General features: G+C 61.3%; 20 protein-coding genes. 3 read left to right on the top strand and 17 right to left on the bottom strand.

What is annotated here, in order from left to right:
* Positions 1-20: 20 nt before the first annotated feature.
* From FGQ67_RS00490 to disA, 6 genes are all read right to left on the bottom strand, one after another.
* Positions 21-698: an NYN domain-containing protein gene (locus tag FGQ67_RS00490; protein ID WP_117786129.1), complete on the bottom strand. Its 678-nt coding sequence runs from the start codon at positions 696-698 to the stop codon at positions 21-23.
* Positions 699-701: 3 nt separating this feature from the next.
* Complete coding sequence (gene rlmB / locus FGQ67_RS00485; RefSeq protein WP_138339594.1) at positions 702-1,616, bottom strand: 23S rRNA (guanosine(2251)-2'-O)-methyltransferase RlmB; 915 nt, start codon at positions 1,614-1,616, stop codon at positions 702-704.
* 186 nt (positions 1,617-1,802) lie between these two features.
* Positions 1,803-3,269: a cysteine--tRNA ligase gene (cysS, locus tag FGQ67_RS00480; RefSeq protein ID WP_138339593.1), complete on the bottom strand. Its 1,467-nt coding sequence runs from the start codon at positions 3,267-3,269 to the stop codon at positions 1,803-1,805.
* 3 nt (positions 3,270-3,272) lie between these two features.
* Positions 3,273-3,767 carry a 2-C-methyl-D-erythritol 2,4-cyclodiphosphate synthase gene (ispF, locus tag FGQ67_RS00475; RefSeq protein ID WP_006234975.1) on the bottom strand — a complete coding sequence of 165 codons (495 nt, stop codon included), beginning with the start codon at positions 3,765-3,767 and terminating at the stop codon, positions 3,273-3,275.
* Complete coding sequence (ispD, locus tag FGQ67_RS00470; protein WP_138339592.1) at positions 3,757-4,485, bottom strand: 2-C-methyl-D-erythritol 4-phosphate cytidylyltransferase; 729 nt, start codon at positions 4,483-4,485, stop codon at positions 3,757-3,759. Before ispD ends, ispF begins: the two co-directional genes overlap by 11 nt.
* On the bottom strand, positions 4,485-5,525 hold the full coding sequence (gene disA / locus FGQ67_RS00465; protein WP_006234973.1) for a DNA integrity scanning diadenylate cyclase DisA: 1,041 nt from the start codon (positions 5,523-5,525) through the stop codon (positions 4,485-4,487). The genes ispD and disA overlap by 1 nt, the downstream gene beginning before the upstream one ends.
* Positions 5,526-5,898: 373 nt before the next feature.
* On the opposite strand from disA, the gene FGQ67_RS00460 reads away from it, so the two are divergent.
* From FGQ67_RS00460 to FGQ67_RS00450, 3 genes are all read left to right on the top strand, one after another.
* A complete protein-coding gene (locus FGQ67_RS00460) occupies positions 5,899-6,477 on the top strand; it encodes a manganese efflux pump MntP (RefSeq protein WP_138339591.1) in 579 nt (192 codons plus the stop codon).
* Between the two features lie 120 nt (positions 6,478-6,597).
* Positions 6,598-7,068 carry a helix-turn-helix domain-containing protein gene (locus tag FGQ67_RS00455; RefSeq protein ID WP_171025111.1) on the top strand — a complete coding sequence of 157 codons (471 nt, stop codon included), beginning with the start codon at positions 6,598-6,600 and terminating at the stop codon, positions 7,066-7,068.
* Positions 7,069-7,071: 3 nt separating this feature from the next.
* Positions 7,072-8,376: a type II toxin-antitoxin system HipA family toxin gene (locus FGQ67_RS00450; RefSeq protein WP_138339589.1), complete on the top strand. Its 1,305-nt coding sequence runs from the start codon at positions 7,072-7,074 to the stop codon at positions 8,374-8,376.
* Positions 8,377-8,502: 126 nt separating this feature from the next.
* Here FGQ67_RS00450 and FGQ67_RS00445 read toward each other — a convergent pair whose 3' ends face one another.
* The 11 genes from FGQ67_RS00445 to tatA form a co-directional block, all read right to left on the bottom strand.
* On the bottom strand, positions 8,503-9,960 hold the full coding sequence (locus FGQ67_RS00445; RefSeq protein ID WP_138339588.1) for an aminoacyl-histidine dipeptidase: 1,458 nt from the start codon (positions 9,958-9,960) through the stop codon (positions 8,503-8,505).
* A 148-nt stretch (positions 9,961-10,108) separates the two neighbouring features.
* Positions 10,109-10,612 carry a PIN domain-containing protein gene (locus FGQ67_RS00440; RefSeq protein WP_171025110.1) on the bottom strand — a complete coding sequence of 168 codons (504 nt, stop codon included), beginning with the start codon at positions 10,610-10,612 and terminating at the stop codon, positions 10,109-10,111.
* A 20-nt stretch (positions 10,613-10,632) separates the two neighbouring features.
* Complete coding sequence (locus tag FGQ67_RS00435) at positions 10,633-11,001, bottom strand: type II toxin-antitoxin system RelB/DinJ family antitoxin (protein ID WP_138339587.1); 369 nt, start codon at positions 10,999-11,001, stop codon at positions 10,633-10,635.
* Between the two features lie 106 nt (positions 11,002-11,107).
* Complete coding sequence (locus FGQ67_RS00430; RefSeq protein ID WP_138339586.1) at positions 11,108-13,750, bottom strand: ATP-dependent Clp protease ATP-binding subunit; 2,643 nt, start codon at positions 13,748-13,750, stop codon at positions 11,108-11,110.
* A gap of 197 nt (positions 13,751-13,947) precedes the next feature.
* A complete protein-coding gene (locus FGQ67_RS00425) occupies positions 13,948-14,637 on the bottom strand; it encodes a TetR/AcrR family transcriptional regulator (protein WP_138339585.1) in 690 nt (229 codons plus the stop codon).
* Positions 14,621-19,060, bottom strand: a complete 4,440-nt coding sequence (locus tag FGQ67_RS00420) for an acyl-CoA dehydratase activase (RefSeq protein ID WP_138339584.1) — start codon at positions 19,058-19,060, stop codon at positions 14,621-14,623. Before FGQ67_RS00420 ends, FGQ67_RS00425 begins: the two co-directional genes overlap by 17 nt.
* A gap of 281 nt (positions 19,061-19,341) precedes the next feature.
* Positions 19,342-19,890 (bottom strand): DUF2798 domain-containing protein, encoded by a 549-nt coding sequence (locus FGQ67_RS00415; RefSeq protein WP_055285230.1) that lies wholly within the window; start codon positions 19,888-19,890, stop codon positions 19,342-19,344.
* Between the two features lie 311 nt (positions 19,891-20,201).
* Complete coding sequence (locus FGQ67_RS00410) at positions 20,202-21,770, bottom strand: threonine/serine exporter family protein (RefSeq protein WP_249934339.1); 1,569 nt, start codon at positions 21,768-21,770, stop codon at positions 20,202-20,204.
* Between the two features lie 304 nt (positions 21,771-22,074).
* Complete coding sequence (gene lysS, locus FGQ67_RS00405; protein WP_138339582.1) at positions 22,075-24,039, bottom strand: lysine--tRNA ligase; 1,965 nt, start codon at positions 24,037-24,039, stop codon at positions 22,075-22,077.
* A 79-nt stretch (positions 24,040-24,118) separates the two neighbouring features.
* Complete coding sequence (gene greA, locus FGQ67_RS00400) at positions 24,119-24,589, bottom strand: transcription elongation factor GreA (RefSeq protein ID WP_006234960.1); 471 nt, start codon at positions 24,587-24,589, stop codon at positions 24,119-24,121.
* Between the two features lie 105 nt (positions 24,590-24,694).
* Positions 24,695-24,970 (bottom strand): twin-arginine translocase TatA/TatE family subunit, encoded by a 276-nt coding sequence (gene tatA / locus FGQ67_RS00395; RefSeq protein WP_022094895.1) that lies wholly within the window; start codon positions 24,968-24,970, stop codon positions 24,695-24,697.
* Positions 24,971-25,011: the final 41 nt, after the last annotated feature.

The following is a 25,011-nucleotide window of genomic DNA, read 5'->3' as shown; positions in this document are numbered from 1 at the left end:
GCATCGCCCCGCCAACTCCCCTACCTCCCGCGCAGAGCTTTGAGCTTGGCCAGGGCCTCGGGGCTTAGACGGCTGCCCAGGGTCATCTTGATCTGCGGGGCCTCCTCGGCCTCGTGCACGTCGTTGTCGATCTGTTTGATCTCGTCCACCAGCATACGGCTCGAGATGCGCGTGACGCCCTTGCCCATGACGACGGCCTGGATCGTGCCGTCGCTCGATACCACGGAGCACGCGCGGCCTTCCTCGCGCGCCTCGATGCAGAGCTTTTGCACCACGGTATCGGCAGAAACGCCCGTCGGCGAAAACTCGATGCGCACGCCGCGGGCCGGCAGGTTGGGGCGCTCGTTGGAGATATTGCCCGCGCCGTCGAACACGATCACGGCCTCGTAGCGGCCCTGGGCAAAGGCGGCGACGTCGTTGATGAGGGCGGTGCGTGCCATATCGTGAACGTCGCTGGAATACGGATCGTCTGAATGGTCGTACACGAGCTTTTCGTAGCGCGGCGTGCAGTGGATCACGTTGTAGCCGTCGACCACCAGCAGCTCGGGCTTATTGGAGTGCACCGTCGAGACCGGGTCGGCGATGGCCTGCGCAAACGCATTGCCGCCCACGCCGTAGGTCGCGGCCGAAACAATCGGCTTGGCCGAGCCCTCGCCAAAGCGCTTGGCCTTGGACTTGGCACGGTTCTTTTTGGACATGCGCTACTCCTCCCCCATGAGCTCGCCGACGTTGCGGCGCAGCCACTCAAAGCACAGCGCCGTGGTCGCCTGGGCAACATTGAGGCTCTCGGTCATGCCGCGCTGGGGAAGCTTGGTCATAAAGTCGCATTTCTCGAGCACCAGGCGCGAGATGCCGTCGCCCTCGGAGCCCATGACGAGCGCCACGCGGCCCTCGAAGGGAGCATCCCAGCAGCTGCCCTCGGCGTGCTCGGAGGCGCCGCCCACCCAAAAACCAGCGGCCTTGAGGTCATCGAGTGCACGGGCAATATTGGGAACCTGCGCGATAGGCAGATGCATGACAGCACCGGCCGAGGTCTTGTAGCTGCCCACGGTCACGCCGGCGGCACGCTTGTTGGCGATGACGACGCCGGCCGCGCCCACGACCTCGGCGGAGCGCACAATGGCGCCAAAGTTGCCGTCGTCGGTCACATGGTCGAGCACGACGACAAGCGCCGGACCGTCGCCTGCGCGGTCGAGAATATCGGCGACATCAGCATAGGGGAAGTTGCCAACCTCGAGTGCGATGCCCTGATGAGCGCCATGGCTCGACAGTGCGTCGAGCTGCGCACGCGGCACATACTTAATGCGGACGCCCGCGGCGTTGAGGTCGTCGACCAGGCGCGACAAGGCGGCATCGCGCTCTCCACCCTCGACAATGAGCGCGCACTTGATGGGAAAACCAGTGCGTAGCGCCTCGGCGGCAGCACGACGACCTTCGATAAACTCGCCCTTGGGAGCCTGGACAGCGTCGCGGTTGCGATCGCGCTGCGGACGTGCGGCCTGGGCGCGATCGCGCTGGCCCTTGGGAGCGGCAGCGCGGTCATTGCGGCGAATCGGACGCGAGCCAGAAGCAGCCTGCTTGCCGCCACGAGGCGCACGCTTGCGATTGTCGGCCATAAAGCGACCTCCTAAATACAACTATCAAACGAAACAAAATAAACGACCGCCCATGAATATTAATTCGGGCGGTCGGTACGGGTTTTCCAAGTGCCCGAGATTGCCGTGAAAGAGGAGCGACGCGTACTTGAGTACGCGAGCGACGGTTTGAACGGCAAGGTCGGGTGCTTGGGAAACCCGCGGGGATTAGAGAGATTTGATACGAGTGCCGGCGGCGGTATCTTCAATCGTCAGGCCCAGGTCCTTGAGCTGGTCGCGGATGGCGTCGGCCAGATCCCAGTTCTTGGCGGCGCGGGCCTCGGCGCGGGCCTCGAGAATCTTGGCAGCGGCCTCGTCCACGTCGTCACCCGTGTAGGCAACCAAACCGGCGGCAACGCCCAGCAGGCCCAGCGGCAACTCGACCTTGGGCTCGGGGAGCTCAACGCCAAGCGTATCGAGCAGCTCGGCCAGCGTGTCGGCGGCGGCAAGCGCGGCGGCCTTGTCGGCAGCGTCGCCCGCCTGCTCCAGGTACTGGTTGCACTCGGTCACAAAGCCAAAGACGGCACCCATGGCACCAGCGGTGTTAAAGTCGTCGTCCATGCACTCCTTAAAGGTGGCACGAGTCTCGGCGGCCTTGGCGGCAAACGCCTCGGCGGCAGCCGCATCGGCATCGGCCGTCGCATGGTTCGCGGCCCAGCGCAGGTTCTCGACCGTACCGGCGATACGCGTGAGCGAGTTCTCGGCACCCTCCAGGCGCTCCCAAGAAAAGTCGAGCGGCGAGCGATAGCTCGTCTGCAGCATCAGCAGGCGCAGGGCGGCAGCGGAGTGCTGTTCGAGGACCTCGGCCAGCGTAAAGAAGTTGCCGAGTGACTTGGACATCTTCTCGCCGTCAACCAGCAGCATGCCCGTGTGCATCCAGGTGTTGGAGAAGCCCTGGTGCCAGGCGCAGGTGGCCTGGGCGCACTCGTTCTCGTGATGCGGGAAAGCAAGATCGGAGCCACCGCCGTGGATATCGATCGGGGTACCCAGGTAGCGATGCACCATGGCGGCGCACTCGGTGTGCCAACCGGGACGGCCCTCGCCCCAGGGGCTCGGCCAGCTGGGCTCGCCGGGCTTGGCGGCCTTCCACAGGGCAAAGTCGAGCGGGTCGATCTTGTCCTCGTTCTCCTCGATGCGCGCACCAACCATAAGGTCGTCGATGTTGCGGCCCGAGACCTGACCATAGTTGGGATCGCTGCGCACGGCAAAGTACACATCGCCGTTATCGGCTGCGTAAGCGTGGCCCTGCTCGATAAGCGTCTTGATCATGGCGATCATGGGGCCGATCTCCTTGGTGGCGCGGGGGCGCACATCGGGATCGAGCACGTTGGCGGCGCGCATGACGCCGATGAACTTGTCGGAGAACTCCGTCGCGACCTCGGCAGCCGTACGGCCCTGCTCGTTGGCGCGCTTGATGATCTTGTCGTCGACATCGGTGAGGTTCTGGGCGAACGTGACCTCGTAGCCGCTCGCGATGAGCCAGCGTCGAATCACATCGAAGCTGATGAACGTGCGGGCATTGCCGATGTGGATGTTGTCGTAGACCGTGGGGCCGCACACGTACATGCGAACCTTGCCGGACTCGATGGGCTGGAACTCTTCCTTTTTATGGGTAGCGCTGTTGTAGATACGCATTCGTTACTCCTTAACGGTTTTCTGTAGCAGGCAGACGGCCCAGGCGCCGATTCCCTCGCCCTGGCCTTCCCAACCGAGCTTTTCGGTCGTAGTGGCGGCGACGCCTACATTTTCGACGTCAACGCCCAGGGCATGGGCAAGGTTGGCGCGCATGGCATCGCGGTGCGGGGTGATCTTGGGTTGCTGACAGGCAATGGTGCAATCGGCATCGACAAACTCAAAGCCCAGCTCGCGCGCATAGTCCATCACGCGAGCGAGCAGCACCATCGAATCAGCACCCTCGTAGGCAGGATCGGTGTCGGGGAATAGCTTGCCGATGTCTCCCCCGCGGCAGGCGCCCAGAATGGCGTCGGCCAAGGCGTGCGCGAGCACATCGGCATCCGAGTGGCCCAGCAGGCCGCGCTCGTAGGGAATGTCGACCCCGCCGATGATACATCGACGCCCCTCCACCAAACGGTGGACGTCGTAGCCGTGGCCAATGCGCAGGTTACTGAACATAGGGAAGGTCCTCTCCCTCGGCCATGCGGCCAAGCAGAATCGCGGTTACGGGACGCAGATCCTCGGGCACCGTCACCTTAAGGTTGTCGCGCGGGCTCTGGACACAGCGGACGCGCCCGCCCATGCGCTCGACCAGCGATGAGTCGTCGGTACCGATAAAGCCCTCGGCAATCGCCGCGGCATGGGCACGCTTCATCGCGTCGACGCTAAAGATCTGCGGCGTCTGCGCGGCCCAATAGAGCTCGCGCGGCGGCGTCTCGACGATATTATCGCCGTCGACGATCTTGAGCGTGTCGATCGCGGGCTGACCGCACACGACACCGTCGAGCGAGCGGTCACCCATGAGCACGTCGATAGCGTGGTCGATGGCCTCGGTCGTAATGAGCGGACGAGCGCCATCGTGGATGGCGACATATTCGAAACCCGCCGGAACCGCATGCACGCCGGCACGGGTGGAATCCTGACGGGTATCGCCGGCATCGGCAAAGCTGATGGGCGTGTCATAGTCAAACGGGTCGATGGCAAGGCGGCGCATCTCGGCACGGCGCTCGGCAGGACACACCACCACGATATGGCCGACCTTGTCGCTACGATCAAACGCGCGGATGGACCAGCTCATGAGCGGACGGCCCGCCACGTTAACGAGCTGCTTGCCGCCGGGATTTCCAAAGCGCTGACCGCTGCCGCCGGCAACGACCACGGCGCATACGGGCGCCATTATGCGTTCCCCTGTTTGGTGCCCTTCATGCGGTACAGCGAGTCCGCAAGAATGGCAGGGTTGTTGACGCCAAAGTCGCCCAGGCGCTCCGGATCCTCGCTGATGTCGTCCATGAGCTCCTGCAGCGAGCCGTACTCGTCGACGATCTTCTCGGCCACGCCGTCGCGCACGACGGACACGCGCGAAAGCGTGCGCAGGCCCAGCGGCGTCATGACGGAGTCCTCGTCCAGGTCGTCATAGCCCAGAACTGCCGCCACGTGCTGCGGGTCGGACAGGTCCTTAGGCGTCATGCGAGCGAGCTCTGCACGAATCTTCTCGGCGTTTGCCTCGGAGGAATCGCTCGCGTAGTCGCGGATCATCAGGTCGTATTCGGTATCCATGCTGGAACCGGCGAGCTGCTCGAGCTGCATCTGCACGAGCTTGCCCTGGTTGCCCAGCTTGACGATGCAATCCTTAAGCTCGGTCTTTGCTTGCTGCATGATCTCGAAGCTCGAGAAAATACCGGTAATGTCGGCGAGCGTAACGTAGTCGTCGAGCTCGAGGGCCGTCAGGCGCAGCAGGGAGCGGTCGAGCGACTGACGAGTAGTCTGAAGCGTGGCGACGAGCTGGTTGACCGAGCTCATGATGGTGGTGACGGGCTGGATCTCGTAGCTCTTGCCGTGAACGTACACGTTAACGACGGCACGACGGGCCGAGACCGAGATCACGATGGCATCGGTGAGCACCGACATGCGAGCGGCGGTGCGGTGACGCATGCCCGTCTCGCTCGTGGCAAGCGAGGGATCGGGATTGAGGTGGAAGTTGGCGCGCAGGATCTGGGTGAGGTCGCCGTCGATGACGATGGCACCGTCCATCTTGGAGAGCTCGAACAGACGGTTCGAGGTGAACGAAATGTTGAGCGGGAAGCCGTCGTTACCGGCAGCGAGCACGTTTTCGGTGTCACCGACGCAGATAAGGGCGCCCAGGTGACCGGCGATGATCATGTCGAGGGCGGTGCGGATCGGCTGACCAGGTGCCGTCAGGCGGATGGCCTGTTCCATACGCTTTTGCAGCTCGTTCTTATCCAAGGCATCGCTCCCATCGTATACGCTCCATAAACGCTCAATAGTTTCTCACGGTTTGTCCCCGCGGCGCTTGCGAAATCCGATGCTTACAGAATGAGCGAACACAGCTGAGAGCCCAACCCAAATGGGCTGCTTATGTGGTAGCATCGGGGTTCACATGAATGAGGGAGTAGTCGCGTGGCCGGGTTCGCCTCCGGTGGCGCGGCAAGTCAACATACTGGCCGAAACGGTCTGGCTTGCCTTAATGAACGAGACTCGTGGTTGTGCGCGCAGCGCGTACGCCACGGGTCTTTTTTGTTATTCCCCCAAGAGGTACACGCGGGCTCGCCCGCAGAGAGGGAGCCAGGCTATGGGACTCGCAGAGCTCGTGTTGCTCGCCGTTGGCCTTTCGATGGACGCCTTTGCCGTTTCCATCTGCAAGGGTCTCGGCATGAAAAAGATCAACCTTAAGGTCGCCGTGGTGCTCGGCCTGTTCTTTGGCGGCTTCCAGGCCGGCATGCCCGTAATCGGATGGGCGCTTGGCAGTCAGTTTATGGGCATCATCGGCCCCATCGACCACTGGATCGCCTTTATCCTGCTCGCCTTCATCGGCGGCAAAATGCTGTGGGAAGCCTTTACCGAGGACGAGGATGAAGGCGACGGCAAGGATGCCGAAAAGATTGACCTGGTCGAGTACCTGCTCCTCGCCATTGCCACCTCAATCGACGCCCTAGCCGTGGGCATCTCGTTTGCGGCACTCTCGGTCGACATCGTGCCCGCTGTATCGCTTATAGGCATCACAACGTTTATCTTCTCCGTCGCCGGCGTGGCGATCGGCCACACCTTTGGCGCGCGCTACGAAAAACCCGCCACCATCGTGGGTGGCGTCGTGCTTATCCTTATCGGCCTCAAGATTCTGCTGGAACACTTGGGGTTTTTGGCGCTGTAAAACACCCTTCAAAACTAAACGTCCGGGCAAGGCCTCATGCAGAGTTTTGCATGAGGCCTTTTCATGCAGACTTTTGCATGTCATACTGATATGCAAAAGTCTGCACGTTAGGAGATCGCCGTGGATACCCTTCCCATCACCACACCGCGCCAAGCTGGCATCTACGTGCGCCAGGCACGCGATGCTCAGGGTCTCACCCGTGCAACCCTCGCTAAAAAAGCCGGTGTTTCGGAGCGCCTGCTCGCATCGCTCGAGCTGGGAGATGCCACGGGTATTCGGCTCGACAAGCTGCTGGCGGTTTTCGGTGCTCTCGGACTGGCACTAGTTGCTCAAGGGAATATCGACGACACGAAACATGAGCAGCCAACCGACGCCCCGCATGCCGATTTGCAACCTTGTAGCACCCCCAGGTGCCATCACACTCAACGTCTTCACCATCGCAACCGACGCGGCGCAGCCATTCCAGCTCTTCCAGATACCCCCTTTACGGCCGAGCTCTACGACAAGGCCTTCGCCGATTTCGCCATGTCCAATCTCGGAGTCTCGATTGCCGCAAGCGCATCTGCCCAAACCAAGCCCGAAGGGAGATAGCCAATGGCCAGAAAAACGCTTCGGACTATTATTTGCGGCGTACCCGCAGGAACGCTCATGCAAGATGAGAGCGGTCTAGTCAGTTTTGCCTACGATCAAGATTATGACGGGCCAGCCCTATCGACCAACATTCCCGTATCAAATCGCACATACGGCCAACAGGTCATGAATCCGTACTTGTTTGGCCTTCTGCCCGACAGCGAGGACCAACGAAAAGCGATTGCCGCCGAATTCGACGCCAGGCCCAATAATCCCGTTGCGCTGCTCAGCCATATCGGACTCGACTGTCCGGGCGGAGTGCAGTTTTGCGCCGAAGAAGATATCGACGCCGCCTTGCATCGCACTGGCGAATACCGCCCTATAGACGACCACGAGATTGCCTTGCGCCTCAAGTCGATCAGGGATGACCGCGAGGCATCGTGGATGGGCCTAGATGAAAGTTGGTCACTTGGAGGCAACCAGGGCAAGTTCGCACTCGCGCTCATAGACGGTCGCTGGTGCGAATGCGTAGGTTCCTCGCCCACGACGCATATTTTCAAAAATGGCGTTATCGGATTTAAACTTGAAGCTCTTAATGAGTTTGTCTGCATGAAAAGCGCCCAGCGCGCGGGTATCGCAACGGCGAACGTTGAGTATCGCTTATTTGAGGACGAACCCGCCCTCATTGTTGAACGCTATGACCGTGTGAAAGCCAAAGACGGAACAATCATGCGTCTACACCAAGAAGACCTCTGTCAGGCCCTTGGAGTGATGCCCGCTCAAAAGTACACGGCAGACGGTGGCCCGACCGCACGCGACATTCAGGAACTCCTCGTCAACACGAGCCATCATCAACTTAACCTGTATCTGTTTACGCAGATACTTTTCTTTAACGCCATCATCGGCGCACCGGACGCGCATGCGAAGAACTATTCCCTGCTTCTTGGAAACGGCAGCACAGCTATGATGGCCCGTATGTATGACGTTGCATCGGGGCTGGCATACGAACGCATGCGGCGAAAAGCGCGCCTTGCCATGAGCGTTGGCGGCGAAAATCGTGTGGGGCGCATCGGTCCAGGCGCTATCCGCCGATACCACGGTATGGGCGACCCCGCGCTGGAGGCGGCGCTCACCGATGCCGGGCTATCCGAGAAGTTTTGCTTTGCGACCATGATGGACCTCGCCTACGAGGTACCCATTTGCATGGAAGAGGTCATGGACGAATACGCCGACCTGCCCGGCATGGCGGACCTGCGCGAGCATATGCTCGGCCCCGTCTGCGAAAACTGCCAGCGCACCCTCGACCTCATCAAGGCGGATATGGGCTAGGTGTCCGTAATCTCCCATTTCCCAAAAGAAGAGAGGAGGCACCCGTCGCAAAAGCTCGGGTGCCCCCTCTCATAATGTCATTTGCAATCCACCAACACGTGGCTCGGACTGCTGCTAGCGCAACCTTTACGCAGCGAGGCGCTTGAGGACGTCGATGAGCAGCTCGTAGAAGCGCTCGGCAGAAGCGAGCTCCATGCTCTCGTCCGGGGTGTGGACATCGGAGAGCGTCGGGCCCACGGCGATGGCGTCCAGGCCGTGCAGGGCCTCGGCAAACAGGCCGCACTCAAGGCCGGCGTGAATGGACTCGATTCGTAGCTCGGAGCCAAAGAGCTCGCGATAGCTCTCGACAAAGATGTCGCGGACCGGCGAATGCTCGGCATAGCTCCAGCCGGGATACTCGAACTCAAACTTGGCGTCGAATCCCAGGACATCGGCCAGCATCTGCAGGCGGTCCTTGAACTCGTTCTGCAGCGAGGTGATCGAGGAGCGCGGGGACAGCATGATCTTGACTTGGTCGTCAGAGGTGGCAACCACGCCGATGTTGGAGGAAACCTCGACGGAGCCGTCGGTGGCGACATTGCGGCGGATCACACCGTTGGGGGCAAGACGCAGAGCGCGAATAAGGGCAAGTGCGGACTTTTCGTCCATGGCCTCGACCTCAGTGTTGTCGGCAATCTCAACCGTGCAGGTAAAGCCGGGGTCGAAGACCTCGAGCTCGGCAGTAACGTCGGCGATGATGCCCTTTGCGATCTGGGCCGCGGCCTCGGCTGCAGCGTGGTCGGCGTAGACCAGCTCGGCCTTGCACTCACGGTTGATGGCGTTGTCCTTGGTGCCGCCGTTAAAGCTAACGATGGCGGGCTCGCCGGCAACCATCAGGCGGTCGATGATGCGGGCCATGATGAGGTTGCCGTTGCCGCGCTCCAGGTTAATATCGCTGCCGGAGTGGCCGCCCAGCAGGCCGGAGATGTCGAGCGTGAGGGCGCTACCGGTCTTGTGCTCGCGCGCGATCGGGCAGGTGTAGGTAACGACGACACCGCCGGCGCAGCTGACGGTAGCAACGCCCTCTTCCTCGGAGTCAAGGTTAATCATGGTGCGGGCGCTAATCTGGGACTTGTCGAGCGTCTCGGCGCCGACCAGGCCGGTCTCCTCGTCGGTGGTGAATACGCACTCGAGGGCGGGGTGAACGATCGAATCGTCATCGAGAACAGTGAGCATCAGAGCGACGGCAATACCGTTGTCGGCGCCCAGAGTGGTGCCGTTAGCGGTGAGGACGCCGTCCTTGACGACCAGGTCGATACCATCAGTCGTAAAGTCGTGCTCGACGGAGCCCAGCTTGTCGCACACCATGTCGATGTGGCCCTGCAGCATCACGGTCGGGGCATTCTCGGCGCCGGCAGATGCGGGCTTGCGAATGATGACGTTGTAGACCTCGTCCTGGTACACATCGAGACCGCGCTCCTTGGCAAACGCGACCAGGAAATCGCTGATGCCCTTCTCGTTGCCAGACCCACGGGGGATCGCGCTGACCTCCTCAAAGAAATGGAACAGCTGGGCGGGCTCGTAACCGGTAATCTTGTAGTCCATGGTGCCTCCTTGGCGCAACTGGTTAGACAGTAAGACATGCGACTTGTATATTCCCAGACTTTGCGTGCATAAACCAGTCGAAAACGCCGAGCGCCCTCGCATCATCGGCTAACGGCGAGGAAACGCCACTTTATCAAGATAAAGCAGGTTAGACGGGCCGTGCCGAAGGGACGTTGGACCCTTCAACCAACTTCAACGCCTGTTGAACATTAATGCATACACCATTGGTATGTTTGATGAGATTTTTGTCCTCTGTCACGACGTAATCGGCATCAATGCGATTGGCGACGCCCAGCATCAGGTCGTCCTCAAAGTCGTTGTGATGATACTTGAACACAAAGGAGTCGAAGACCTCGTCTGCACCGACCGAGGCAATAATCGACTTTTGCCGAATCAGGCGAACGCACGCCCACGCTGTCTCGTCGGCACCGGCGATGGCTTCGGGAGTGAGAGCCCCCTCACGGCGGGCGTCGGCCTTCATCGTCCTTCCCAGAATGTAATAGACGTCTTTGACAGACAGGGAGGACGAGAAGAGGACGATATCCTCCGCTTCCGCCGCGCGAGAAAGGAGCTCGACTATCGGCCTGGTCGCATTCGTGCGAGCGAGAAAGTAATCTAGCCAGACGTTCGTGTCGATCAACAGCTTGAGCACACGTTTCGTTCCGACGCCACTCATAATTCGATCCAATCGCTGAATCTCTCGCTCATCATTTGATCGTATAACTCGTCGTAATCAAAGGCTTCATCGGGGCTCGGCCTCTGAATCGAGAACCGCTCATAAAAATTCGAAATTAACGCAGCCCCTTCCGAGACGCGGGACGAACTCGCCTTCGATCGTATGTCGTCAGGCAGGACTTCGTCATCATTCTTTTTTGCGACGGGCATATGACCGTTCTCGGTCAAGTACTGCCACAGCTCCCTCACAGCTTGTGACGGCGTCATGCCGATATGCGCCAGCACGGCGTCCCCAGCCTCTTTGAGTTGGCGATCCATGCGCACATTCATCTGGACCGGCCGTGAGTCGAGTACCGATATTGGCATGCTAGCTCCTTCTGCTATACATATTTATATTTCGAGTATAGCACCATTTACTCATAAAAAAGGGGCGCCCCGACAGGAGTGCCCCTTCGCAAAGCTATGTTACGCCCTACAGCGCGCCGGAACCGGCTTGCATCATGCCGCCGGGGCCCGAGGTCACGCCGCCGCTCACGGGCGCGGCGTTGCCGGTGTGCGGTGCCGCCGGGGCGGTATCGCCACCGAGCGTGCCCGCCTGACGCGGTGCCGGGATCTCGCCCGTGCCGTGGCTAAAGACAAACTTGCCATCGGCCACGTCGCACAGGACGGTATCGCCCTCGCCCCACTCGCCGGCCAGGAGCTCCTCGGACAGCGGGTCCTCGATGAGCTTTTGAATGGCGCGGCGCAGCGGACGCGCACCGTTGGTGAGGTCGGTGCCCTCGGCCACGATCTTGTCATAGGCCGCATCGGTGAGCTTGATGTTCATGCCGTTGGCAATCAAACGCTGACGCAGATCGTCCACCAGCAGGTGCGCAATCTTGGTGAGATTCTCGCCCGAGAGCTTCTGGAACACCACAATATCGTCGATACGATTGAGCAGCTCGGGGCGGAACAGGCGCTTGAGCTCGCCCATCGCACGGCCGCGGATCTCGCTCGACGTGAGACCCTGCTCACCGGTGGTGCCAAAACCGACGCTCGCATCCTGCGCGATCTCGCGGGCGCCCACGTTGGACGTCATGATGATCACGGTATTGCGGAAGTCGACCGTCTTGCCCTGGCTATCGGTCAGGCGGCCCTCCTCCAGCACCTGCAACAAAATGTTGAAGATGTCGGGGTGCGCCTTCTCGATCTCGTCGAACAGCACGACCGAGTACGGATGACGGCGAACGGCCTTGGTGAGCTGACCGCCCTCGTCGTGGCCCACGTAACCCGGAGGGCTACCGATGAGCTTGGAGACCTCGAACTCGCTGCCGAACTCCGACATGTCGAAGCTGATGAGCGCGTCCTTGCTGCCAAAGAGGTACTCGGCGAGCGTCTTGGCGAGCTCGGTCTTGCCTGTGCCGGTGGGACCCAGGAAGATAAAGCTGCCGCCGGGACGACGCGGGTCCTTGAGCGGCGAGCGGCTGCGGCGCACGGCCTTGGCGACGGCCTCGACTGCCTCATCCTGGCCGATGATGCGCGTCTTGAGCACGCTTTCGGTCTGCAGCAGGCGCCGGCTCTCGCTCTCGGTGAGCGAGGAAACCGGCACGCCAGAGGTCACGGACACGATGTCGGCAATCTGACTCACATCGATGGTGAGCGGGCTGGCGTCGAGCTCAGCGGTCCAGGCAGCCTTGGCCTCGGCGAGCTCAATCTCGGCGGCCTTCTGCTGCTCGGTAATCTCGGCGGCCTTGTTCATGTCGTCGCCCTCGGTGGCCTCCTGCGCGGCGGCCTTGAGCTCCTCTATGCGATGCTCGGCCTCGCGCACCGGCTCGGGCGCGCGATTCGCGGCGATGCGAGCGCGGGCACCGGCCTCGTCGATGAGGTCGATGGCCTTATCGGGCAGGAAGCGATCCTGGATGTAGCGGTTGGAAAGGTTCGCGGCGGCCTCGATAGCACCCTGCGTATAGCGCACATGGTGATGCTCCTCGTAGCGCGGCTTGAGTGCGGTCAGGATCTTGACCGTGTCCTCGACGCTCGGCTCCTCGACATCGATGGTCTGGAAGCGACGCTCGAAGGCCGGGTCCTTGGTGAGGTACTTGCGGAATTCCTCGGCCGTGGTGGCACCGATAATCTGAAAGGCACCGCGCGCGAGCACGGGTTTGAGCATGGAGCTCGCGTCGATGGAGCCCTCGGCAGAACCGGCACCGATGATGGTGTGCATCTCGTCGATAAACAGGATGACGTCGTCGGCTTCGGTGGCCTCCTGAATCACGTTCTTGAGGCGCTCCTCAAACTCGCCGCGATACTTGGCGCCCGCCACGAGGCCCGGCAGGTCGAGCGTCCAGATATTCTGGTTCATGAGGTTCTCGGGCACGTTGCCGGCTGCAATCTGCTGAGCCAGGCCCTCGACGATGGCCGTCTTGCCCACGCCGGGGTCGCCCAGAATGAGCGGGTTGTTCTTGGTGCGGCGCGAAAGAATTTCCATCATACGCTGGACTTCCTTTTCGCGACCAATTACAGGGTCGAGCTCGCCGTCGCGCGCCTTCTGCGTGAGGTTGGTCGCGAACTGCTTAAGCGTATCGGTGCCACCCCCCTTTTGCTGAGAGGTATCCGAGCCGCTAAAGAACGGCAGGCCCGCACCGGGACGACCAGCACCGGCGCCGGCGAGCGGACGCTTCTTGTCCTGGTCCTTGGCGGTGAGTTTCTCGATAGCCTTTTTGATGGAGGCGGACGACACACCCAGGCGCATGAGGATGTCCATGGCCATGCCGTTGCCCTCTTCGACGATACCGATCAGCAAGTGCTCGGTCGACACGTAGGTCTGGTTGTTCTCGCGCGCCACGCGGAATGAACGCTCCATCACGCTAATGACGAGCGGCGTAAAGGCGAGCTTGGCCGCCTCGGTCTCCTCACTGGGCTCGGGAACCGTGGTCTGGACCTCTTTGAGAGTATCCATGATGTCATCATAGGAGATGTCGAGCGAACGCAGCGCCTCGGCGGCAATGCCCTCGTCCTCCTTGGCAAGCGCGAGCAGCAGGTGCTCGGTGCCCACCTTATTTGAATGAAGATCGAGCGCTTCTTGCTTGGCCATGGACATGACCTTACGCGCACGATCGGTAAAACGGTCTAACATGCTAGTTCCTCTTAGACGAGCTAGTTTTTTCAAACGCAAAGCGCCGCCCCGCGGCAGCGCTTTGGTCTCTTTACCCATATGGAGTATATGTTAACAGCTGGAGGAATATCTATAAACCCGGCTCACATGAATGCAGGTTATGACCGCATCGCGGGACTCACCGCGCGATGCGCGACGGGCGCCCCGCAAGAGAAACCCTAGACGTCTTTCACCACGTCGGGACTCGTCGCACGCGATGCGCGATAGGCATCGGCCTCCTTGGAGACGCGTTCGAGCAGCTCGGATGTATCGACGCCCTCGACTTGCGCGACCGTTTCAACCGTCTGCATGGCGACCGCCCTCAGGTACGCGCACGCGCTGTCCCCCAGCTGCTCGAGGTCTATCTCCTCGCCGCCCTCCCGGGCAAAGCCGACCGCCATCACAAAGCCCATGATGCCCGAGACCAGAAAGCCCACCGCAAAGCTCGAATCTGCCTTGAGCTCTTCTCCGTCGGGGTGGACGATCTCTCTCACGCGGTCGATGATGATCGTATGGATGCCCTGCACGACCTGCTCGGCGGCACCCGCCCTCATGGTGATGACGATGCGCCGCAGCAGGCAGCGGACGTCGCGCCGGTCGAACGCCGAAAGGTCGCCCTCGCTCGAAAAATGCCAGAGGGCATCGGTGATAAGCTCGTTATCCTGCAGCAGCTGGGTCATGGCGATGGCGACGAGTTCATCGAAATCGTGAAAATAGTAGTAAAACGTTCCGCGATTGCACTGGGCGGCGCGGGTCACCTCGCCAACCGACAGCTCGAAGATGCTGTTGTTCTCGATGAGCTCCCAAAACGCCTCGATGATACGGGTGCGCGCATCGGGCGCATCGGCGTCCTTACGCGGTCTCGCCATGCGCCTCACCGCACCCCTGCGCCTTGGCGTTCATGATGAGCATCTGAAGACGGTTCTCCACGTTGGCGAAGCTCACGTCGGGATCGTAGTCGAGCGGCAGGAACTGCGCCGTGGGATACTGCTCCTTGAGCGCATGGATGAGCCCGCGCCCCACGACATGGTTGGGCAGACACCCGAACGGCTGCAGGATCACGAAGTTGCGGCAGCCGCGCTTGGCGTGCTCGAGGATCTCCGCCGGAATCAGCACGCCCTCGCCCGCATCGAACGTATGGTGCAGGATCTTATCGCTCGCGCGCACGAGCTCGGGCATGCGCGTCGGCGGCTCGTAGAGCGGGCTCGCCGCGCCCAGGCGGTCGCAACGGTCGTGCGCGAGCTCGAACAGGTTGTCCGCCGTGGCGTACCAGGCCTTTTCGGGCAGCGACAGATCGACGTGGAACTCGCGCGACTGCGCATGCTTGTAGAAATAGGTCTTGCGGATCACGTCGGTCATGCGCGCCTCGATGACCTCGAGCCCGTTGTCCTCGAGGTAGCGCTCGATCTCGTGGTTGGCGCCGAGATGGAAATTGAGCAGGTACTCGCCCACGATGAGAACGGTCGGATGCGGGTTCGAGCGGTCGTACGGAACGGCGTCCATGATCGCAAGCGCGCGTTTGAAGCCCGTCGCCTGGCCTCTCAGCCCGGAGCGCTCCATGCCCTCGATAACCTCATCGAGCGCGCGGTCGAACGCAGCGTCCGCCGCGCCCTTCTCGAGCTCGTAGGGACGGATGCGCCTAAGCATGGCCTCGAGGGCATCGATCATGGGAAGACCGTAGGCGATCTGGATGCTCGGGCCAAGGCCGAGCTTGAAGCCCGGATGCGCATTGTGGGCATCGACGTCGTCGTTGGTGAGCACCGGGACATAGTCGTATCCCGCGTCGTCGAGCGCGCGGCGCAGCAGGGGCATGTAGTGCGTCAAGCGGCAGTCGCCGATATACTTGCCAGTCACCACGGCGACGTCGTGCGGGTCGTACTTACCGCTCTTGAGTGCCGCGAGCGCCTCGCCGATCACGATTTGCGCGGGGAAGCAGATGTCGTTGTGCACATAGCGTTTGCCCAGGCGGATGGCATCCTCGCGCCCGATATCAAGGGCCTCGGCGCGCACGCCCTGATTGCGCATCGCCGCGGTCATGAGCCTGCAGAACGCATGGGAGGTGTTGGGGACCAGCGCGATCTTGTCGTGCCGGTCGCGCTTGGTGTACTTGACCTTATACGGGTCGTCGAGCGGATGGACCGCGTGCACCCGGGCGCCCTCGGCACGCTCCTCCGCGCGACGACGGTTGACCGACTCGATAAACGAACGCACGCGAATGCCCATGGGACCGGCGACGTCGCTCTCATCGAGCTTGATCATCATCGGAACCTTGGAGCCCATCTCGCCCATCATGCGCGCGATCTCGTCGGTGAGATACGCATCGTGGCCGCAGCCGAAGCTGCCCATCTGCACGAGCTCGAGCTCGGGCGTCGATGCGACGATGACCGCGCACGACAGCATGCGCGCATGGTAGTTGTTCACGATGTCGATGCGGCTGTTGGAAAGATCGACGTTGCAGACCCCCGGCACCGCATCGGGCGTCAGCACGGGGATGCCGCGCTCAGAGAAGAGCTTGGGCAGCCCGTGGTTGACCAGCGGGTCGTTGTGGTACGGGCGCGAAGCGATCACCACCGCGTAGCCGCCGTCCTCGCGCACGTTCTCGAGCACCTGCCTGCCGCGCAGCTGCAGCTGGTTCTCAAACGTCTGCTGCGCGCGGTCCGCCTGCTCGGTCGCCTTGGCAACCAGGTCGGCATCGATATCGAAGGTCTCCTTGCACCACGCCTTGAGCTGGCGGTTTCGGTCGCCCTCGTCGTACCAGTGGAACAGCGGCGTATCGAACGGAACGCCGAAACGCTCCTCCGGGTTATCGGAATTGCGCATCACGTAGGGGTATCCCTTTACGACGGCGCACATCCACTCGCTGGTAGAGGCGGTGTTTTCGGTGGGCACCGTCGTGATGATGGGCATGAAGATGCGGTCGACGCCGGCGTCGACGAGATTGCGGATGTGCCCGTGGACGAGCTTGGCCGGGAAGCACACGGTGTCGGATGTGACGTGCGCCAGACCGCGCTCGTACATCGCCTTGGTGCTGCGTCCCGAGACGCGCACCTTAAAGCCGAGCGTGCTGAAGAACGTCGACCAGAACGGCATGGTGTCCCAGAACTCGAGCACACGGGGAATGCCGATCGTGACATCGCGCCCCCCGCAGACGGGAACCGTGGGGTACGGCTCGAACAGCAGCTTCTCGCGGTCGACAAAGAGATTGGGGGCAGCCGCGGTCCGGTCGCGCCCCGTGCCGGGTGCCTGTGCCTCGCAAGCACCCTGCGGACGCAGCTCCTCCGCCGCGGGAACCTCGCGCACGAGCTCATCCCATGAGATGGCGCCGCCGCGCGGGCAGCGATTGCTCGTGACGTAAAGCGAGCCGTCGCCAAATGCCACGACCGCGCGCTGGCAGCGGTTGTTGCACCGACGGCAGGTAACGCCGCCGAACTCGCGATGCTCGAAGCGCTCCACGGCATCGAGCCCGATAAACGACGTGCCGGCGTCGCCCTTGCAGCATTCCTCGCGCGCGAGCAGGGCGATACCGATAGCGCCCATCAGCCCCGGGTGGGGCGCACGCGTGACGGGTTTGCCCAGATACTGCTCGAATGCGCGCAGCACCGCGTCGTTTCGGAACGTGCCGCCCTGGACGACGACTTTGTCGCCCAGACGGTTGAGATTTGAAACGCGAATGACCTTGGTGAACACGTTCTCGATAATCGAACGGCAGAGACCGGCCATGATGTCGCCCGGACCCTTACCGCGCCGCTGCTCGGAAACGACGCTGCTGTTCATGAACACCGTGCAGCGGCTGCCGAGAACGGCGGGGGCTTTGGACGAAAATGCCTCGGTCGCGATATCCTCAACGGCTATTCCGAGGTTTTTGGCAAAACCCTCGAGGAACGAGCCGCAGCCCGCAGAGCACGCCTCGTTGACGACGATATCGGTCAGCACGCCGTGGTTGAGCCAGATGGCCTTCATATCCTGTCCGCCGATGTCGAGCACGAAGGTCGCATCGGGAACGCATACGCACGCGGCGCGGGCGTGCGCGACCGTCTCGACCGTATGGTAGTCGGCGTGGAACGCGCGCGCGAAAAGCTCCTCGCCGTATCCCGTGGTGCCCACGGCATCGATCGCAAGCGTGACTCCCGCTGTCTCCCAGCGGTTCTTCAAGCTGACAAGACCCTGTTGGGCGACGTCGAGCGGTCTGCCGTTATTAGACGCGTAGAACGAATCGACAAGCTCACCCGCCTCATCGACCAGGGCGAACTTGGTCGTCGTGCTCCCCGAATCGATACCGAGCGCCACACGCACCGTCTCTCCGGGCGCATACGCATCCGGACCCTTTGCCGGCATCTCTTTGCCATGGCGTGCCGTAAAATCCGCCTGCTCGGCAGGTGTGGCAAAAAAGGGCTGGGCAAGACGTCCCTCCCCGCTTGCGGGCGCGACCGTCTCGAGCTTATCCAGCCGGACAAAAGCGTCGGGAAGGTCGATCGGTTGGGACGATGCGAACATGTCGGTCAGCGACAGGGCGGCACCGCGCGCGACCATGATCTGCGGATCGCGCGGGACGATAACCTGATCGTCCGATAGATTCAGTTGCTCCCGGAACACGCGGACCAGTGTGGGGTTGTAGGCGAGCGTACCGCCCTCGAAGATTACCGGTGGCTCGATGTCGATACCCTGGGCCAGACCGCCGATCGTTTGGCGGGCGACCGCGTGAAGCGCCGAAAGCGCCAGGTCGGTGGTAGGAATGCCCTCGTTGAGCAGCGGCTGGATATCGGTCTTTGCGTACACGCCGCAGCGGCCCGAGACCTCGTGGACGGTCGTTCCCCGGCTTGCGAGCTGCTCGAACTCGCCCGATTCGGTTCCGACCCCCATGAGCTTTGCCATCTCGTCGATAAATGCACCGGTACCGCCTGCGCACGAGCCGTTCATGCGCATGTCGGCAACCTCGATGTCTCCCTTATCGTTGGTGCGGAAGAAGATCATCTTGGCGTCTTGGCCGCCCAGCTCGATGGCGCAGCGCGTCTGCGGATAGAACCTGCTGATCGCGAGCGCGTTGGCGACCACCTCCTGAACGTACGAGGCGCCCAGCGCGGTCGCGATATCGCGCGCACCCGAGCCGGTCACCGCAACGCGCAGTGACTCATGGGGAAAGCGCTCGGCGAGCTCGCCGAGCATGGCGCGCACGCTCGCTGTCTGACACGCCCCGTGGCGGCGATATCCCCACCACGCCTCGGTCATATCCTCGTGCATCGCGTAAACTTTGGTCGTCGTTGACCCTACGTCCAATCCTACTAGCAACGCCATAATGCTCCGTCTCTCGCATTTTTCCCGCTAGAGATATACCACTCTACGTAATACAACAGACTGTTGTATTTAAACTCCGTATAAAAAGCGGCTGCCGAAACGCTTCAGCAGCCGCCGAATGCACCAACAGATTGTTCTGCGCGCTAGCACGTCGGGCAACGGAGCAGCACGGGCCCTCCGGTCATGCGCACCGCTCACGCCCGCGATGTCGCTGAGAGAGCTATCCACGCTTAGGGCTCCAACCAAGCAAGTCGCCCGCGCTCAGCAGATCCCTAAGCGAGCTACTCGCACTCAGGAGCCATAGCCTGCTCCAAGAGCTCGGCATGCTCCTCCTCGAAAACCGTCCCCACAGGGAAGGCGCGACGGAAGACGAAGTGGGAAATCGGACCGGCTACCAAAAGGTTCCACGGCAGCGCCATCACAAAATTATGCGGGATGTTGATCATCCAGATCGCGGGCACGGAATACAGGTTCGCAAGGATGCCGCCGGGCATGTGCGTCAGACCCTCGCAGGCACCGTACAGCGACATGATGATAACCATGGGAACGACCATGCAGGAGCTGACGGCGAGCGTCATGGCAAGCGGCGAGCTCTTGCCCGGCGTGACCAAGTACTTAAAGGCGAAACCCTTGGCGAGCGGGCTGGCGACGAACCAGTCGCAGCACATGGCAAAAATGTAGGCAACGGGGAAGCCGAGCCACGCAGCGGCAACGACCTCGCCGTTGATGGCCCCGTGCTGCAGGGCAACGTTGTAGATGCTCATCCAGAGCACCATGCAAAAGCACATGATAAAGGTGAACAGCAGGCTCTCTCGTTTGTTGATAGGCATGAAGGGCAGATTCCTTTCTGTGTTACGCCGCGGCACCACGCAACAAAAACGGGCGGGCAAGATGGAGCTGTTGGGACTTCATCTCGCCCGCCCGTGTTACGCGCGTCTGCGACTACTTATGTGGTGGAACTACCCTAACACGAACGGCGCGCGCTTCGTAAGCGTTGAGTTTGTGGAGATGCAGGGCACCAAAACCCCCGACCCCATAAGTTGCGGTGGAATACGGACTGTTTTGACCCTTTAAGCAACAATTCAGTCCCTATTTCACCGCAACTCATTTGGTGCAAAGTAACCTGTCCCCCTTGTACCAATTAGCTGGTGTGGCGCCAGCGAGGGTCGGTGAGCGTACGCGCCACACCCAGTCCAACGGGCAGAAACGCTACGATGAGCACTGCGCGCACAAACCAGCCGAGCATATTGACCGTGTCGAAGGTGCACATGTAATACATCGAGCGATACAGATACAAGCCCGGCACCATAATGACAATCGAAGGCACCGTGAGGGCGATGCGCGGGTAGGTGAGCTTGACTTCAGCCAAGCTTGCGAGCAGCCCCGATACCAGCGCGCCGATAAACGCTGCTGCCTCGGGAGGCATTCCCGTGCTGAGGCCCAGGAAGGGAATCATCGTCGGCGCATCGACAAGGGTCAGACGCAGGGTATTGGACACGGCGCCGATCAACCCAGCTGCCGCGGCCATCTTTACCGGGCTGTTGAACATCACCGAGAAGCCGAATACGCCAACGAAGCTCATCACCACGCGCAGGAGCGTAAGGGCAAGCGGCGAAAGGCCCAGTGGGGCAAAGTCGTCCGGCGCCAGGCCAACACACTCGGCAACCATCCAACCTACGAGGGTCGCCATCACAATAATCGATACGGCATATGAAAGGCGCTCGATACCGCTTCGCATGTCGAGCTTAGCGATGTCGAGGCCTGCCGTAATGAGTGGAAAGCCGGGAATCACAAAGAGCATGGCGCCGATATAGCCTTCTTGGTGCGACATTGCCCCCGGTATGACCTGGCCAAGGCCGAGCAATGCCAGCAGATACGAAACGCAAGCGAGCGCAACGCCGGTCGTCAGCGCGCTGAACTGACCAAGGCCTTGCTTGAGAATATGGGAGCGGGCAAAGTTGCCGACACCCGCGCCCACGAACGCGCAGGCCATCTCGATAGGGCCGCCGCCGAGCAAAAAGACGAAGGCGCCGCAAGCACAGGCTGCCGCAAGGCCCTGTTGCCAGGGAGAGTAATCAGGCTTTGAGCTCTCAACGGTCCTGAGCATCTCGTGATACTCGTGTACCGTGAAGCGACGACCATAGGTCTCGATTTCCTTGAGGAAACTCTCCATCATCCAAATGCGATGGGTATTGACTCCCGTTGTGGGCAGGCTGACAACCTCGTTAAAGCAGTGGCCATCTTCGATGCAAGTGCACTCAAACGACAGAAGACTCAGGTCGACGTGAATCGTGACGCCGAGTACGGCAGCAACACGATTCATGGTATCGCGCACGCGCCAGGCACCTGTTCCGCTTGCCAGCATAAGCATGCCGGTGCGGCAGATGATGGATGACTTATCGGTGAGTGGCGCATCGACGGCAAGCTCATCGCCTGCCGTCACGATCTGGTGCCAGTCAGTTTTCATATGGAGCGCGCCGACACGAACGCCGTGGTGCATGGGGGCTCTCGAAAGCAGCGAGTCAAGGCGCGAAGGCTGTGGGGGCTCCGCTGATCCGACCTCGTCCTCGTCGGGCTCTTCATCAATAAGGTCGAAAGTATCGAGCGCCGCCGGCTCGCGACGGTCGATCAATTCCTCGTCCTCATCATCAAAGTAGTTGAACTGATCGAGCATGTCCTCTTCGATTGCACGCTCGCTCGCGTCGTCCATCCCGGTGCTCCCTTCCTGTCGACTAACCCCCATCCTAGGCAGCAACGGCTAAAGGAAACATAAAAGAGACGACTGTCATGCGAGCCATGTGCGCAATATCCGTTGGGTAGTCGTTTAAGAACGTCCCCAATGACTACATCGATGTATTGGCAACGTCAGCGAGCGGGCCGCATTTGAGACAAGGTGACGTGAAACGAAAGGGCGCTGACCTTTTGGTCGCGCCCTTGAAGTTGAACGTCAGATTGTCCAAATGCGGCCCGCGCAGCGTCGAGCCGTTACGCGGTTCGTAGAACCGCGTAACAAGTTAGTACATCTTTGCGCCGGCGGGGATGGAGGCGTCGAGCTGGATCAGGTTGAGACGCTCCTCGCCCTCCTCCTCGTGGACAGCGCTGATCAGCATGCCGCAGCTGGGAATACCCATCATCTTGCGCGGAGGCAGGTTGGTGATGGCGAGCAAGGTCTTGCCGACCAGGTCCTCGGGCTCGTAATAAGCGTGAATACCGGAGAGGATAGTGCGGTCGGTACCGGTACCGTCGTCGAGCGTAAAGTTCAGCAGCTTCTTGGACTTCTTGACGGCCTCGCATGCCTTGACCTTCACAGCGCGGAAATCGCTCTTGGAGAAGGTATCAAAGTCGACGAACTCCTCAAACAGCGGCTCAACGGCGATCTTGGAGTAATCGAGCGTGGGCTTAAGCGACGTAACGAATGGGCTCGCGGCGTTGCCGGCCTCGGCAGCCTTGGCGGCAGCGGCACCGGACTGGAAACCCTTCTCGGGCTTCATGTGCGGGAACAGCAGGACGTCGCGGATAGAAGCCTGGTTAGTAAGCAGCATGACCACGCGGTCGATACCAATGCCAATGCCGCCCGCGGGAGGCATACCGTACTCGAGGGCGCGCACGTAGTCCTCGTCATACTCCATAGCCTCATCGTCGCCGCCGGCCTTCTCGGCCATCTGGGCAGCAAAGCGCTCAGCCTGGTCGACCGGGTCGTTGAGCTCGGAGAATGCGTTGGCGTACTCGTGGCCGGCGATGACCAGCTCAAAGCGGTGGGTCAAACGCGGGTCGTCCTCAAAACGCTTGGCGAGCGGGCTGACCTCGATGGGGTAATCGCACACGAACGTGGGGTTGACGATGGTGTCCTCGCCCAGCTCATCGTAAATCTCGGCGATGATCTTGCCGGCAGTCCACTCGGGCTTGATCTCCAGGCCCTTCTTGCGCGCGGCGGCAGCAAGCTCCTCGACCGGCGTGTCGATGGTGACCTGCTTGCCGAGCACGTCGGAGACGATGTCGGTCATGGGACGGCTGGCCCACTCACCAGAAAGGTCGATGGTCTGGCCCTGGTACTCGATGACCTCGGGGTTGCCGATGGCCTTGTTGGCAGCCTTGATGACACCTTGGGCGAGTGCCTTCATGCCCTCGAGGTCGGAGAAGGCACGGTAGGCCTCCATCGTGGTGAACTCGGGGTTGTGGGTAAGGTCCATGCCCTCGTTACGGAAGATGCGGCCGATCTCGAACACGCGCTCAAAACCACCGACGATGCAGCGCTTGAGGTGCAGCTCGGTGGCAATACGCAGGTAGCACTCCTGATCGAGCGCGTTGAAGTGGGTAATGAACGGCTTGGCAGTAGCGCCGCCTTGGATGGTCTGCAGGATGGGGGTCTCGACCTCCATGTAGCCGTCGGACTCCATAAAGCGACGGAAGGTGGAGAGAATCTGCGAACGCTTACGGAAGGTCTCGCGAACGTCGTCGTTGGCGATCAGGTCGACATAGCGCTGGCGATAGCGGGTCTCCTTGTCGGAAAGACCGTGGAACTTCTCGGGCAGCGGACGAACGGCCTTGGCAAGCAGGGTCGCGCTCTTAGGGGCAACGGAAAGCTGGCCACGCTGGGTGCGCACGACCACGCCGGTCACGCCCAGGATGTCGCCCAGGTCGAGGGCCTTGAGCGTACTCCAGGCAGCCTCGTCCATGTCGTTGATGCGGCAGAACAGCTGAATCTCGGCAGTCGCATCGCGCACGACGATGAACATGATCTTGCCCTGACCGCGCTTGGCGACCACACGGCCAGCGATCTTCACGATGTCCTCGGTGTCCTCGCCATCGGCAAGCTCGGCGTACTTAGCCTCGATATCGGCGACGTAGTCCTCAAGCTCAGAGTGCTCGGGATAGGGGTTCTGGCCCGCCTCGAACAGGGCGGCGCGCTTGGCCAGGCGGGTGGCGCGCTCGTCGTTGAGCGTCGATGCCTGATCGGCGGCGTTCTGGTTCTCTGCCATAAGTTAGCTCCTCAAACTAAAACGCTCCCCAGGATTCGGTCCCAGGGAGCGAAAACATACCTTTACGCGGGACCGTGGTCTAGCGTGCGATCTTGGCGATGGTGTAGACGCGAGTCTTGCCGGAAGGCGTAACGACCTCGACGGAATCGCCCTCGCCGTGGCCGATGATGGCGTGACCGACCGGAGACTCGTTGGAGATCTTGTGCTCGAGCGAGTTGGTCTCGGTGGTACCGACAAGCGTGACCTCCATGACCTCACCGTTGGGGTCAATCAACGAAACGGTGGAACCGATGGAGACGGTCAAATCGCCCGTGGTGGCAGCAACCTGAGCGTTGGCGAGGATGGCCTGGATCTCGGCAATACGAGCGGCGTTCTGGGCCTGCTTGTCCTTAGCGGCGTCATACTCGGAGTTCTCCGAAAGGTCGCCGAACGCGCGGGCTTCCTTGATGTCCTCGACGATCTCCTTGGCGTAATCGCCCTCACGCCAAGCGAGCTCCTCGACGAGCTTCTGGCGGCCCTCAGCGGTCAGTACGATCTGGCTTGCGTCCATACGGATATCTCCCCAACTCTGATCAACAATCAACTGTCAACAAAACGAAAAAGACCGGCTAGCCTGCGGGCAAGCCGGTCAGGTGCTCACCCCAAAGGGATGGGACTACTCTGCGTCCGCGTCGCTGTCCTCTGCCTGCTTCTTCTTGGCAGCAGCGAGCTTGGCCTCGAGCTCAGCGATCTCCTTGTCCTCCTCGGACTGCTCGACCACGACCTCCTCGGCCTGCTTGGTCTCGGCCTTATCGTCGCCCTCCATACCCTCGCGGATATTCTTGACGGTAGAGCCGAGGGACTTGCCGAGCTTCGGCAGGTTCTTGGGCCCGAAGATAATCAGGACAACGACGAGAATAATGATGAGCTCAGGAGCCCTCAGTCCAAACATGTAGACCTCCACAATACAGCGAGACAAGCTCGAATGAGTAT

Source organism: Collinsella aerofaciens, from assembly GCF_005845035.1.
In the GTDB taxonomy this organism is placed as follows: Bacteria; Actinomycetota; Coriobacteriia; order Coriobacteriales; family Coriobacteriaceae; genus Collinsella; species Collinsella aerofaciens_I.
This window is presented reverse-complemented; position numbering and strand designations above follow the sequence as displayed.